This window comes from Nostoc sp. XA010 (genome assembly GCF_020829625.1).
Classification (GTDB): domain Bacteria; phylum Cyanobacteriota; class Cyanobacteriia; order Cyanobacteriales; family Nostocaceae; genus Nostoc.
Genome location: NZ_JAIVFX010000006.1, coordinates 142,688 through 156,920 on the forward strand (window position 1 = coordinate 142,688; position 14,233 = coordinate 156,920).

The window sequence follows — 14,233 nt, forward strand, 5'->3', positions numbered from 1 at the left end:
TCTTACCACATTAGGAATATTTTAGCAGTAAAAAATATTTTTTCTAAAGAATTAAAACTATATTTATGTGAAGCAGCAAGTTACTTGAGGATAAATTCTGCTCAAAGAATAATCGCTAAACTATTTTACTTTCAATTTAAAACTGTTTAGCAGCACAGACAGAACAGACTTCCCAGCGCTGGAGTTCGCCGGGTGGGGTGGGAGATTGACACTGGGGACAAAGAGGTAAGCTATGCGATCGCGATCGCATGATCTTCGTCCAATGCCCAAAAGCAGCATTTACATCCTTAGTGGGTGTAACATCAGGGCGGCTAATCTCATCACCAAGATAACTGGGATGCTCATGGGGCGAAATCGTTTGTTGCTCTTTTCTCTCCACCGATGGATTTTGCCAGTTAGCAGTAGAGAAGCGAATATCAACCAGAGGTGTTGGTAAGTTTTTGTTCAACTTTAAAAGCAGAGACGAGCGACCAAAAGTCAGGTTTTGCGCCCAAGCAGCACTAGAAGTTGCTACCGACAAAACATCGCGCTGAATCGACAATGGTCGAGTATTTGCGGCAACCACTGGGCCAACAACTTCAGGCCAAAACTTGAGCAAGCGTTGAAATGGTTGCTCTTGCCATTTAGCCTGCTTTTCTAGAACGCCCAAAATATCATTAATTGATTTCAACGACATCGTTAAAAGTGGGGAGTGGGGAAGAGGCAGGGGAGCAGGGAGCAAGGGAGAAGAGTTTTCCCCTCTACCTCTTTTCAATGCTTAATTCCCAATCTATCTATTTAGATAATTTTCGCTACTATTGTCACAAATATATCTAAAGTTAATTCCAGCAATCTACGTTTGAGGTACAGAGACCATGACTCAAAACCCCCTGAATGATTCCGGTACTCAATCGTCTAAAACACCTGGGTTGAAACCAGCACTAGCAGCAGCGCTAGCGAGTTTAGAAGTGCCGCTAGATCAAGAGTTAGCTCGATACCGACGCACGCGAACTGGTTTGGTGGCATCCAAGCAGCCTCGTGTTGCAACTTACATGAGCAGTCAATCTCAGCCGTTAACTGCCATCCCTACAACATCGGGCACAACTCAGTCATCAGTCACGGTAATTAAACCTAATGTGTCACCTACATCTGTACCCGTTAATCTTCAGGGAACTTCAACGCCAGCTACGGCAAAAATTGACGTACCAACAGCATCTTCTCTAACTGTGAATCCTCAAAAGAACGCAGCGTCAGCTACGGCAAAAACTGAGGAACTAAATAATCTTAATGTGCCCTCCATCTCTGATTATGCTAAAACACAAACTCAACTTCCCCCGCCACCGCCCAACTTTAGTAGCAGCATCGTGCCAGTAATAATTAAAGATACTAAAAGCCAAAATCTCTTGGAGCCAGATGACACTCCTAAGCACCCAGATGACTATTTGGAATCTAGTGAAGCACTGCTGCGAAGTCTGACAGAAGAACAACTAGAAACCAAGAAACCAAGCAATTCTAGCGATAGTCTGCTATCACCTTTGGGTATCGGTTCAATGTTGCTGCTATTGGTAGCGAGTCTTACCTTGGGTTATGTAGTTTTAAATCCTAAAAGCTTGCCAGAATGGAATTTAGGCAAGTTGTTTAACGGGAACTCGTCTCCTGCACCAGAAAATACTCAGGAAGTTGGGAGTAATGTCCAACCTCAGATCCAACCACAAAGCACATCTATACCCAAGTATCCCAATCTAGCTGCCCAAGAATTTCCTGAGGTGAGAGACCCCAATGATGTAGTTGGCTTAAAACCCAAAGTCCAACCAACCCTCGCAGTAGTACCTAATCCGGTCGTTCCCCAAAACCCCGCAAATCCTCAATCGGCATTGCCTGACCCCAACACAGCCCTAAAACCGACAAATCCGATCACTTTAGCACCAGTACCGACAGTACAGCCATTGCCTCCCCTGAATTTACCTCCTACTTTGACGGCAAAAACCTCACCCAAGCCTGATGCTGAAATCAAACCAGCAACAGATGGGTTCTATCATGTAGTGATAGATAATAAAGATGCAGCTTTAGCATCAGCACGGCAAGTAATTCCCGATGCTTATTTATCACCCAACAAAGAATTAGTTTATTTGGGTGCTTTTAAGACTAAAGAGCAAGTACAACAACATCTGAAATTGTTACAGGCAAGGGGAATCAAGGCACGGGTTCAGCAGCCATAAGTTGCAAAAATCTACGATACCATGAGATAACAGTCCTGAGTCAATGAGTGCTGAGTTCTGTTAGCGGATAGCTAGGGTTTAGCCCGTGCTAAGTGGTAGAAACAAAATATTGTTTGTTTACTGCCCCTAAAACAAAAAATATTATACTCAAAACTTTAACTAGGCACTCAGCACTCCAAAACTACCCTATGACAAAAAATAATAATATTATACTCAGGACTTTAACTAAGCACTCAGCACGGGCTAAACTTTAGCTATCCGCTAACAGCACTCATTACTGGGTTTAGTGAATGGAGAGCCGACATGGCATTAATCAAGCGTATCCTGCGGGTGATTCGAGCTAATCTCAATAGTTTGATCGGTGGTGCAGAAGATCCAGAAAAGATTCTGGAGCAAACTGTCCTAGAGATGCAGGAAAATCTAGTGCGGTTGCGGCAGGGTGTAGCACAAGCGATCGCTACCCAAAAACGCACCGAACGGCAGGCAGCAGCCGCCCAGTCTCAAACAGAAGAATGGTATCGCCGCGCCCAATTGGCCCTGCAACAAGGCAGCGAAGCTCTAGCACGGGAAGCCTTGACTAAGCGCCAAGCTTATAAAGAAACCGCTACAGCCCTTTCTTCCCAGATAGAGCAGCAAAACGAGATAGTCGCTAGGCTAAAAAAGGATATGCGATCGCTAGAGTTAAAAATTTCCGAGGCGAAAACAAAAAAAGATATGTATATCGCTCGCGCCCGTTCTGCCGAAGCGTCTTATCGCCTCCAGGAAATGCTTGGCGGAGTTTCTGCCACCAGCAGTCTGGGTGCTTTTGAGCGCATGGAAGAAAAAGTTTTGCAAATAGAAGCTAAATCAGAAGCGATCGCTCAACTCAGTAGCGACGATTTAGAAACACAATTTACTTCCTTGGAATCTACTAATAATGTAGATGCCGAATTGGCAGCGATGAAGGTGCAGGTTTTAAATGGGGCAGAAAACACACAGCACAACTATCTCCTCGCCCAGGAGAGCCAAAAGACACACCCCCCCCAACAGCAGTTACCCAAAACTCAGGACTCTTGAAAAACAGGCAAGCGAGCAGGGGGCAGGGGGCAGGGGGAAATTACCCCATCAAGAACTGTCGTGGAATAAGAGTGAGAACATGGGTCTGAATTTCCCACTCAAGCAAGTGTGGTTATCGTAAAGAGCGGAAAGCTAACGCAACAGGTGGGGGCAAATCCCAATTCTTTTCTATCTCCCCTGCTCCCTGCCCCCTGCCCCTGCTCTCTACTCCCTGCTCCCTGCCCCCTGCCTCTTGGTTGAAGTTCGGCTAATTACCCCTCTTTGGAGATATCTTAACAATTAAGACTTGTTAGAGGATACTGATTCAAACCGGAAAGATTACATTGAAATAGGTAGCTATTAAAAATAAAAAGCTAACTGTCCAACAAAAAGCGTAAACCAAACAAGGAAAACAAAGTTATGGGATTATTCGATCGCATTAAGCGAGTAGTTAGTTCTAACCTCAACGACCTGGTTAACAAAGCCGAAGACCCCGAAAAAATGCTAGAACAAGCCATCCTGGAAATGCAGGAAGACTTGGTGCAGCTGCGTCAGGGAGTAGCCCAGGCGATCGCCTCCCAAAAACGTAGTGAGAAACAGTATAATGATGCCCAAAATGAAATCAATAAGTGGCAACGCAATGCCCAACTGGCGCTGCAAAAAGGTGATGAAAACCTAGCCAGGCAAGCTCTAGAGCGCAAAAAGACTTATACGGACACCAGTGCCGCCCTCAAAGCTAGTTTAGATACCCAAAGCACTCAAGTTGAAACCCTCAAGCGCAACTTAATCCAGCTGGAAAGCAAGATTTCTGAAGCTAAAACCAAGAAAGAAATGCTTAAAGCTCGGATCACCACTGCCAAAGCCCAAGAGCAACTTCAAGGCATGGTGCGTGGGATGAATACCAGCAGTGCAATGGCTGCCTTCGAGCGGATGGAAGAAAAAGTCCTGATACAAGAATCGCGGGCCCAGGCACTAGGAGAGTTAGCAGGTACAGATTTAGAAACCCAATTTGCCCAATTGGAAGGTGGTAGCGATGTTGATGATGAATTGGCAGCTTTGAAAGCGCAAATGTTACCACCCGCTACTCCACAAAATCAAGCACAACTGCCACCGCAACAAGAAACTACTGCTCCAAAGTCTAATGAAGTGGTTGATGCCGAGTTAGATTCTCTACGCAAGCAATTGGATCAATTGTAAAATTGTTAGAAAATTTGTTTGCGCTAGTCCCACGCCTGTTGGCTGTGGGATTTTACATCATTAGTCAATAGTTAAGAGTCAAAATAACTATGAATTATTGACTATAAACTATTGACTACTTTGGGATAAAGTATTGTGTGTGCCAACTTTGATCGCCACCTGATGGAGACTGCAATGAGTAAGGCTGTAATCACCATAACTGATGCTGAGTTTGAAACAGAAGTATTAAAAGCTGAACAGCCTGTATTAGTTTACTTTTGGGCTTCCTGGTGTGGCCCTTGTCAATTGATGTCCCCCCTGATTAACTCAGCTGCTACCAAATATAGCGATCGCCTCAAAGTCGTTAAAATGGAAATTGACCCCAACCCACTCACTGTTAAGCAGTACCAAGTGGAAGGTGTACCCGCCCTCAGACTATTTCAAGGCCAGGAAGTTTTGATATCTACTGAGGGAGTTATCGGCAAAGATAAATTACTGGAACTTTTAGATACCCACTTAAATAGTAATTAGTCATTGGTCATTGGTCATTGGTCACTTGTACTGAGCGTTGCCCTTGGTGCAGCCTCTCCAAGAGTTGTATTGGTCATTTGACAAAGAACAAAGGACAAAGGACAAATGACAAAGGACAAATGACAAAGGACAAATGACTAACATGCAATTTGCAAAGCGTTTACAACCCCTGCAATCTAATGTATTTGCCGATATGGACAAAGCCAAAGCGATCGCTTTGGCCGCTGGACAACAAATAATTGATTTGTCGTTGGGGTCTTCTGATTTACCCGCCCAGGCACATGTCATTGAGGCGATCACCCAATCTCTCCACGATCGCAGTACCCACGGCTATCTGTTGTTTAACGGAACTCTTGGGTTTCGTGAAGCCGCGGCCAAGTGGTACGAACAAAAATTTGGTCTTAAAGTCGATCCTCAAACTGAGGTATTACCTCTAATTGGTTCTCAAGAAGGTACTGCCCATTTACCCCTAGCAATACTCAATCCAGGAGATTTTGCCCTATTGCTCGATCCTGGTTATCCGTCCCATGCGGGGGGAGTCTACCTAGCCAGTGGTCAAATTTACCCGATGCCACTACGGGCAGAAAACGATTTTTTACCAGTGTTTGCTGATATTCCTGCCCCAGTCTTGGCTCAGTCGCGGATGATGGTACTAAGTTATCCTCACAATCCCACTGCTGCAATCGCTCCAATATCATTCTTCCAAGAAGCTGTCGCCTTTTGTCAGCAACACAATCTTGTGTTGGTTCACGATTTCCCCTACGTAGATTTGGTATTTCAGGAAACTGGGGAGTCGGCAGATTATTCTCCCAATCGAAAATCCCTAGTTCCTTCAATTCTGCAAGCTGATCCAAATAAAAGCGTCTCTATTGAATTTTTCACCCTTTCCAAGTCCTACAATATGGGCGGCTTCCGCATTGGCTACGCTATCGGTAATGCCGAGTTAATTAACGCTTTACGCCAGGTAAAAGCCGTCGTTGATTTTAATCAGTATCGGGGGATTTTGAATGGTGCGATCGCAGCCCTAACTGGCCCTCAACTTGGGGTAAAATCTGCTGTTGCTACCTTTCAGCAGCGCCGTGATGCTTTCATTACTGCTTTACATCGCATTGGCTGGAATGTTCCTACTCCCCAGGCCACAATGTACATCTGGGCAAAACTGCCCTCACATTGGAGTCAAAACTCCATCGAATTTTGTACCCAGCTAGTCAAACAAACTGGTGTAGCAGCTTCCCCAGGTGCTGGCTTTGGCAAATCTGGAGAAGGATATGTCCGCTTTGCCTTGGTGCATGAGCCACTTTTGTTAGAAACTGCTGTGGAAAGAATTGCCCAGTTCCTTTATTGAATTCCTTCTCAAGCTAAACACTAAAAATTTTTTGCAGCAAAGTCTATGGATAGAACACGCGCCCTAGAGGTAGTGGCGCATATTTTTGCGTCCCTACGAACAACCGTACCATCCTGAAGTTATTTTTAAAACTATTGAAAGTTATTATATTACGTAATTAGACGTAATATAATATCAAAATATTCATCATCTTTTTATTAATAACAGCAGGAACTTTACCCAATCAAGTCTCCCCGTTTCTTAAACTTGGTTTGTACGCTCAGATACCAAAAATTGCTAACAATGCAGGTATCGCTTTTAAGGAGTCGTATTGCCAAAAAACCTTTAGTCAAGACAGCCCAAGCTTAGAAACGGCAGTAGTTTAAAACTTAACTTTCAAACTGATAGAGACTTGAAAAAATGAAAATGACTTTTCAGAAACTTTTAATTGGTGCCTCAATGGCTATTGGTGTGAGCTATCTTGCCACTGTACCAGCACAGGCTGGAACCCTCACCAGTGCTACTATTGGTGGAACAGCAGCCAGTGATTATTTAGTCTATGATTCCAATGCTACAAATACCTTCAAAGTAGCAAATACTAGTGAAAATGTCCAAAAAGTTCTAAGTGGTAACGCCGCGAGTCCCACTGGAAATGTGGAGCTAGCTGCTAGTAGTGAACAAGCTGGTTTTGATTTTACCAAAAACACCACCTTGACAGGTACAATCGGTGGGAAAACCCTGACTCTAAGCAGCCTCACTTCTGATGACTGGTTTGGAGTCGGCCAAACAACTACGACGTATGGGTTAAATAACTTAGCTAACACCTGGTTTAACCAGGCTCTAAGTTCTAATAGTATCACTAGTCCTTTACTCACTGCGTTCGGCTATACTCAACAGACTTTGTTTAACAGCTTTCTTACAAAGGGGGGGTTTCAACGCTTTAGTGACCCGAATATTTCCTATGTCAATCAAGATGACACTAGTGGTTTAATTAGTATTGGTTTAGCAGGTCACTTTGATGCCGCACCCCTTCTAGGGCTGCCGTCTAACCAATTCTTTCCATTACAAGCAAGTGAAATTGTCAAATACACTTATGGCGGCAAAACTGATTACTTGTATAGCTTTAAAGCTACCAAGTCTGGTTTACTCGAACTAAGCGATGGAATATCCCATAGTGGTAATTATGAAGTTGTACCTCCCGCAGCAGTCCCAGAACCATCCGTAATGCTTGGTCTGTTGGGTGTTGCTGGTGTGTTTGCTACCCAACGGAAGTTTAAAAAAGCATCTATTTAAGATTGCGGGTTCAAAACTACAAATAAGTAAGGGAGCTAACACCTCCCTTTTTTTATGAATACTTCCTTCAAATTATAAGATTATTTAAGCTTCTAGGTTATACTGTTTATAAAAATATTTGTACGCAAATTAATCGGTCATAAGAGTTTACATCTATATGCCTCTACCAATGGATTTGTAATAGATATTTAGTTGAATGGGTATGGCTGATCATACCGTTATTTATAGTATTATTTAAGTAGTTTTAACAATAAGGGTTGGGCAATTCAATTTTTAAAAGTAGCTGTTTATTTAAACTATGATGGAAAAAAATCTAATAAAAGCTTAATTTTTTATTTAATTATACTATTTTTGAAGTGTTAAACTGTAGCTTAATTTATTCATATCTTTGACTAGATTACATAAGTCAAATTTTTATTAATTTTACAGTTTAAATGTACTAGCATTCTCGTTAACGGTAATCATAGTTGGCTTTTACTTAATATAATCAGATAATAGGTAGCAATGACAGCAGAATTATTCAATATAGATCAGCCATTGCGGCCACAGAAAGTTAGACGAATTTTGCTAGTCGAAGACCATTATCTCAATAGGTTGTTACTGAGTGACTATCTAATTTACTCTGGGTACGATGTCGAAAGCTTATCAGAAGGCTCTATTTTTTTCTCTACTATAGAAAAATTTCAGCCAGATTTAATGTTATTAGACTTGAAATTACCGGATATTGACGGTTATTCGCTCTTAAAACAAGTCCAGCAAAAACCTGATTTGTCAAAAATACCTATTATTGTGGTTTCAGCTTTTGCTTTTAAAGCCGATCAAGAACTAGCTCTAAGTTTGGGCGCACGCCGTTATTTTGTCAAACCTATAAAACTCAAGGATCTTATACTTACGATTGAAGAAGAGTTGACTTGCTGTCACAAATAAACTTTTCTACTGGGCGTGTCTTTATTCAGCTTTTTGGTCTGCAATGAACTCTTCAACTCGCTCACTAATATGTTGCACAGAATTGCCAACTTTTAAAATTTTATTTTGTAATTGCGCTAACAATAAAACTGCTGTTTGCAGATCATTGAGGGCTTCAGCCATAGCTTCCCGGTATTGCCCTTCAAACTCTTGCAGATTCATAGTTAAACTTTTTCCTGAAATTATGGTAGTGGCTATATTTCTAATGATATTCGTAAATTTAACTTCCTAAATCCGTTAAATCGCTTAATATCATCAGTTCAAATAAAATCCAAAAATCTTGTTTAAGAATAAAATTTGTCTAGTTTTGTCTAATATTTATATAAGCAATAGTAAAAATTTTAATTACTTTTAATAATAAAAATATAAATTTGGCAAGATGAAGAAAAAATAGTTTTTATAATAAATGATTTTGGAATAATAAATAACTGTTGATTTTAAAATGCTAATTATAAATTCAAAAAGCCAAGTTTATATTCTGACAACTCCAAAAAAACACGAAATTGGACTGGGCTTTGTCCCGCTACGCTAACGTGCCACTGCGCTAATGCGTGTTTACAGGGTTTTGATGACAAATCAACTAATCAAGTTTAATGACATGAACCACTATCAGTAGTGTTGTCTACCTTTAACAAGGGGATTTTTCCCCAAGTCTTGTTAATTGAGATGGTGCACCCGCTATCGTCGGAAACTAAGCCACCCTGCAAGAAGCCGCAGAAGTGCCTACATACTTCTCTATGTGCAGACTAAAAGCCTAATTACTTTACATTTACTTGATAAATACTTTTTTAAATCGGCACGAAAAAATAATTTTTCTTAAAATAGAGAAAGATTACCTAATTTTGGTTGTGACAATATCTACTCAAATATTACCACTGGTTAAAGAGCCAGAACGACTGGAAAATCGTCTAGCCGAAATCCCACCGGAACCGGGGGTTTATTTCATGCGGGACAGTAGCGATCGCATTATATATATAGGTAAATCACGTAAGTTGCGATCGCGTGTCCGTTCCTATTTCCGGGATGGCTACAACAAGAGTGAACGCATCGCCACGATGGTGAAGTTGGTGACAGAAATTGAATTCATCGTCACTGATACCGAAGCCGAAGCGTTAGCCCTAGAAGCAAATTTGATCAAGCAGCACCAGCCATACTTTAACGTGCTGCTCAAAGATGATAAAAAATATCCCTATCTGTGCATCACTTGGTCAGAAGATTATCCGCGAATTTTTATTACCCGTAAACGTCAATTTGGCAAGGAAAAGGATAAATTTTACGGGCCTTATACTGATGCTGGTCTTTTACGAGAAATTGTCCGCCTGTGCAAGCGGATCTTTCCACAGCGACAACGACCTCAACCACTTTTCAAAGACCGTCCTTGCTTAAATTATGATTTAGGGCGTTGTCCGGGTGTCTGTCAACAGATGATTTCACCAGAAGAATATCGCAAAATTGTACAAAAAATAGCGATGGTCTTTCAAGGGCGAACTCAGGAACTGATTGATATTTTGACTCAACAGATGAACGCAGCAGCTGAAAACTTGAATTTTGAGTCAGCAGCGCGGATTCGGGATCAAATTTCTGGGTTAAAGTCGCTGACAGCTAATCAAAAAGTTTCCTTACCAGATGATACAGTTTCGCGGGATGCCATCGCACTGGCAGCCAACGAAGAATACGCCTGCATTCAACTATTCCAGATTCGCGCTGGACAATTGGTAGGGCGCTTGGCCTTTGTGGCGGATGCTCATGCAGAATCGGGAGCTATTTTACAACGAGCTTTAGAGGAACATTACCAAACTGCTGACTCAGTGGAAATACCTTTAGAGATTTTGGTACAGCATGATTTACCAGATAGCGAGATATTGGCAGATGTCTTAACTCAACGTAAAGGTAAAAAAGTCACAATTTTGACTCCTTTACGGCAAACTAAGGCAGAATTAATTGAGATGGTAGAGCGAAATGCCCAGTATGAATTGCAAAGAATGCAAAAACTAAGCGATCGCAACGACCAAGCAATGCAAGATTTAGCAGCCATTCTTGATTTACCAGATGTACCCCACCGCATCGAAGGTTATGATATTTCCCATATTCAAGGATCAAATGCAGTAGCTTCGCAAGTCGTGTTTATCGACGGATTACCCGCCAAACAGCATTATCGCCACTACAAAATTAAAAATCCCACGGTGACGGCGGGACATTCAGATGATTTTGCTAGTCTTGCTGAAGTTATTGGGCGACGGTTCCGTAAGTATGGCGACGATCCACAGTTGTCACGTTTGGGTAATCCAGATTGGCCTGATTTAATCATGATTGATGGTGGTAAAGGTCAATTATCATCAGTTGTCGCCGTTTTGCAAGAGATGAATTTATTAGAAGACTTGCGAGTTGTGAGTCTGGCGAAGCAGCGAGAAGAGATTTTTTTACCGGGAGAATCTAAACCCTTAACAACTGATTCAGAACAATCAGGGGTGCAGTTGTTGCGGCGGTTGCGAGATGAAGCGCACCGATTTGCAGTAACTTTTCATCGTCAGCAACGCAGTGATAAATTGAAGCGATCGCGTTTAGATGAAATTCCTGGCTTAGGACATCATCGACAAAAGCAGCTACTAGGGCATTTTCGCTCAGTTGATTATATTCGGCAAGCTGCACCCACACAACTTGCTGAGGTTCCAGGAATCGGCCCGCGTTTGGCTCAAGAAATTTACGATTATTTTCATCCTTCTTGATATGGCTGAAAAGCATCTGACATAAGTATTTGAAATTTTCAACTAGTAAAGTTTTGAATTCCAAAACAGCAGTATTACTCGGCATCTATGCTGTAGTATCGGTTCTCAAAGGTTGTCGAATTCTTTTGTGCTTCCTTAAAAAGCCAAAACATCAAGTAGATGCCAAAATATTGCTGTTTTTCTCTTTCGTCATAAGTCACAAATTTTTCAGCCTGTTGATATCGTTCTAACGCTTGCCGAAAGTTCTTTTTTGTAACTTTCTCTCCTAATGCTTGAGATAGCAATTGCCATAACGTAGACCCTACATCCTTCTTTATATAATCGAGGCAGTAGCCGCGCTCGTTAGCAAACTGTTCGTATGTTTGATTTTCAGAAGATGCTTTTAACAAATCACTTTGTAAATCAGTCAAGTGTCTGCCAGATGATTTCGATACCACTTTATCCGCAATATTTAATAACTCTTGGATGTTCATAGGTCAAACTAATCTGATGAATTTGATGTAGATGCTTAATTATCGTAAAGTAAAGGGTTTAAGACCCTTTCTCTCAAAGGGAGCTACTGCGTTGCCAGGGTTCTCACGGCAGTTCCTTCTCCTGTCGGAGACGCTGTCTGAACAAGTCGGGTATTGCCCTTTGTAGCAAGTGGCATGAGAGGTTATGACAAGCAAGGCGCACGGTATAATTTTGAATTATTAATAGTTTATATAGCAATCTGATTTGATCTATTAATTTACTCGTGAAGACAGGGAACACAGGAGAACAGAGGTAGAGGAGTAGGACGTTTTTTCAAAAGCCATATAAAAGCCATATAAAATTTATGAACTTGAAATGATTGAAATATTCTTTATCTAAGTATTTGTAATGATACAAGGTATGAACTAATTTATGATGAAGTTTATTTGATCTTTAAAAAATGCGCTTATATTGACTAACTTTTCAAAAAGTTTATTTAAGCTTTATTTTATCTTTAATTTTTTATTATCATTGCTTTAAAAATTTGGCTTTTTCTCTTCTCTTTTATAGCTAATCCAATATTCGCTCTATAAATATTAATATTTGCCAATTTCCCACTTAATCCCACAAAACCCCCCTCGCGGTTTTTGTGGATCGTTGAGAATATTAGTTCATGATTGAATAACGAACAGCAAAAGTTCAAAAACCTCAACACTTTAAAGAGTAAATCAAGTGCTACAGCCATGATACCCATTATTGTTTTAATGAGGTAAAGCACCCAATTAGTAAACCGAGTAGACCAACGTAAAAATTTGTCGTTGGGATAAAGCAGGAAGCAAGAGGTAGGAGGTAAGAAGAAAGACAATTTTTATTGAATTTATCTTTCTTAACAGAGTTTGGTTTTATTCTGTCAATTTACTTAATCTATGACTCTTAATGCCCTTGCTTTGCAATATCTAAAAAACTTCAAATGTTTAAAAAAACTCTACGACTATTTACTACCCATTCCTTACTATGTCTACTCGGAGTAGTTAGTATAAACCTCGAAGTCCAAGCACAATCTGTCACCAACTCTGTTAATTCTCAATCTCAGCCTAATCAAGAACAGACTCTTGATAATCAACAACGGAACTCTGCTGCAATTAATCAAACAGGAGTTTACAACCTTGGTGAATCGGCTACTTATAAAATTCAAGGAGTAGCTGGAATAAATGTTGTGTGTCCGCGGCCATCTTTAATATTAGGGACTTCTTTGAGTTCCTATGACGGGATTAGTTTATCTAATAACGCCTCTTATGCTATGAATGCTGCTATAGTTTTCCCTCTGGGTGGAAGCCTAGAGAGTACTTGCAAGCAAATGGCTGAAACTATTTCTCGTAAGACTCAATATGATGTAGAGATTATCAATGCTCGTGCCTGTGCTGAATTAATCAGCGCTGGTATTCAACTAACCGCCGACAGCTTTCCTACTATTTCTGCTGTCTGTAAAGGGGTTGCTATAAACAGAACTAATACAAATGAACCTAACAAAGTTCCTAAGTTTCAGTCTCAAGAATTACCTAAAAATGAGGCTGGAAAAGACAACTAATTCATAACGAGGATAAACTCATGAAAAAAGTTCTTGGTTTGGCTATTCTTGCTACTTTCTTAGCTACCCCTGCTTTTGCTGGTGAAACATTTGTGCGTGACGAAAGTTCATGGAGTAACAGTGTAACAAAGACCAACTTAATGCTTGATTCTAAGACTTTCTCACAACGTAACGAAAAATACAGTTCTTGGGCTGAGAAGGATTACGTCGATGGTGATATTGATATCAGCACACCTGCTGGTGGTGCAGATATTTCCTTTGATAAATTTATCAATAATACAGCAGGCAGCGAGCTATATGGTAAATATAGTGAAACTAATTTGACTAACCTTAGTGGTACTATTAATAGTATAACTAACTCATATACTAATAGTCACGAAACCAGCGCAGGTGTTCGTTAGTTATTGATAGTGCTTGATGCAATTTGAAAAGATTCTAAATTATAGGGTGGTTAATCCACCCTGGTAATTATTTTTGTTACTTTGGCAAGATTAGTTTCTTTGACAAAGGCAACTAATTTATAATGAGGGCAAAGTAATGAAGAAAGTTCTCGGTTTAGCTATTCTTGCTAATTTTTTGGCTAGTCCTGTTTTAGCAGGTGAGACTTTTGTGTTGAACCAGTGGACAATTCAGCAAAGCAGAACAGAGACTAATTTCAACATCGATAATGTAACCAATTCAACTCGAACCCAAGATTATAACTCTTCGTCTAATAATATTTATATTGATAGTAAGGTTGAAGCCGAGTACAACAATAGTAAAGTCGGGGGATTTTTTAAAAATTTTACTGTTCAGAATGCTGGTGGTGAACTAAATGGTAGTTTTTATGAAGAGAGGACAGCTAGAGTATGGGGTACGATCAATAGTATTATGAATTCATATACCAGTACCCACGAAAGTAGTGCAGGGATTCGTTAGTTATTATCCTACTTGATATTATTGC

The 14,233-nt window shown here is 40.7% G+C and carries 14 protein-coding genes; 11 read left to right on the forward strand and 3 right to left on the reverse strand.

Going from position 1 to position 14,233, the window contains the following annotated elements; translation table 11 throughout:
• Positions 1–136 precede the first annotated feature (136 nt).
• Positions 137–676: a DUF721 domain-containing protein gene (locus LC608_RS11590; protein ID WP_229553686.1), complete on the reverse strand. Its 540-nt coding sequence runs from the start codon at positions 674–676 to the stop codon at positions 137–139.
• A gap of 178 nt (positions 677–854) precedes the next feature.
• Here LC608_RS11590 and LC608_RS11595 point away from each other — a divergent pair, with 178 nt between their 5' ends.
• From LC608_RS11595 to LC608_RS11625, 7 genes are all read left to right on the forward strand, one after another.
• A complete protein-coding gene (locus tag LC608_RS11595; RefSeq protein ID WP_229553687.1) occupies positions 855–2,198 on the forward strand; it encodes a hypothetical protein in 1,344 nt (447 codons plus the stop codon).
• Positions 2,199–2,501: 303 nt separating this feature from the next.
• Positions 2,502–3,254, forward strand: coding sequence for a PspA/IM30 family protein (locus tag LC608_RS11600; RefSeq protein ID WP_229553688.1), 753 nt, complete (start codon positions 2,502–2,504; stop codon positions 3,252–3,254).
• 399 nt (positions 3,255–3,653) lie between these two features.
• Positions 3,654–4,430, forward strand: a complete 777-nt coding sequence (locus tag LC608_RS11605) for a PspA/IM30 family protein (RefSeq protein ID WP_229553689.1) — start codon at positions 3,654–3,656, stop codon at positions 4,428–4,430.
• A gap of 174 nt (positions 4,431–4,604) precedes the next feature.
• Positions 4,605–4,940, forward strand: a complete 336-nt coding sequence (locus LC608_RS11610; RefSeq protein ID WP_118168824.1) for a co-chaperone YbbN — start codon at positions 4,605–4,607, stop codon at positions 4,938–4,940.
• A 142-nt stretch (positions 4,941–5,082) separates the two neighbouring features.
• Positions 5,083–6,285: an LL-diaminopimelate aminotransferase gene (locus LC608_RS11615; RefSeq protein WP_229553838.1), complete on the forward strand. Its 1,203-nt coding sequence runs from the start codon at positions 5,083–5,085 to the stop codon at positions 6,283–6,285.
• Between the two features lie 405 nt (positions 6,286–6,690).
• Positions 6,691–7,557, forward strand: coding sequence for an NF038130 family PEP-CTERM protein (locus tag LC608_RS11620; RefSeq protein WP_229553690.1), 867 nt, complete (start codon positions 6,691–6,693; stop codon positions 7,555–7,557).
• Positions 7,558–8,061: 504 nt separating this feature from the next.
• The gene (locus tag LC608_RS11625; RefSeq protein WP_229553691.1) at positions 8,062–8,484 is read left to right on the forward strand and encodes a response regulator; all 423 of its coding nucleotides are present in this window, start codon (positions 8,062–8,064) and stop codon (positions 8,482–8,484) included.
• A 21-nt stretch (positions 8,485–8,505) separates the two neighbouring features.
• On the opposite strand, the gene LC608_RS11630 is transcribed toward LC608_RS11625, so the two are convergent.
• Positions 8,506–8,685, reverse strand: a complete 180-nt coding sequence (locus LC608_RS11630) for a hypothetical protein (RefSeq protein ID WP_229553692.1) — start codon at positions 8,683–8,685, stop codon at positions 8,506–8,508.
• Between the two features lie 686 nt (positions 8,686–9,371).
• Between LC608_RS11630 and uvrC the strand changes: the two genes are divergently transcribed.
• Positions 9,372–11,249, forward strand: a complete 1,878-nt coding sequence (gene uvrC, locus LC608_RS11635; protein ID WP_229553693.1) for an excinuclease ABC subunit UvrC — start codon at positions 9,372–9,374, stop codon at positions 11,247–11,249.
• 74 nt (positions 11,250–11,323) lie between these two features.
• Here uvrC and LC608_RS11640 read toward each other — a convergent pair whose 3' ends face one another.
• A complete protein-coding gene (locus LC608_RS11640; protein ID WP_229553694.1) occupies positions 11,324–11,722 on the reverse strand; it encodes a hypothetical protein in 399 nt (132 codons plus the stop codon).
• A 950-nt stretch (positions 11,723–12,672) separates the two neighbouring features.
• On the opposite strand from LC608_RS11640, the gene LC608_RS11645 reads away from it, so the two are divergent.
• The 3 genes from LC608_RS11645 (at position 12,673) to LC608_RS11655 (ending at position 14,208) form a co-directional block, all read left to right on the forward strand.
• Positions 12,673–13,290 carry a hypothetical protein gene (locus LC608_RS11645; RefSeq protein WP_229553695.1) on the forward strand — a complete coding sequence of 206 codons (618 nt, stop codon included), beginning with the start codon at positions 12,673–12,675 and terminating at the stop codon, positions 13,288–13,290.
• Between the two features lie 20 nt (positions 13,291–13,310).
• Positions 13,311–13,691 carry a hypothetical protein gene (locus LC608_RS11650; protein WP_229553696.1) on the forward strand — a complete coding sequence of 127 codons (381 nt, stop codon included), beginning with the start codon at positions 13,311–13,313 and terminating at the stop codon, positions 13,689–13,691.
• A 136-nt stretch (positions 13,692–13,827) separates the two neighbouring features.
• Entirely contained in the window at positions 13,828–14,208 is a 381-nt protein-coding gene (locus LC608_RS11655) for a hypothetical protein (protein WP_229553697.1), read from the forward strand.
• The last annotated feature ends 25 nt before the right edge of the window (positions 14,209–14,233 follow it).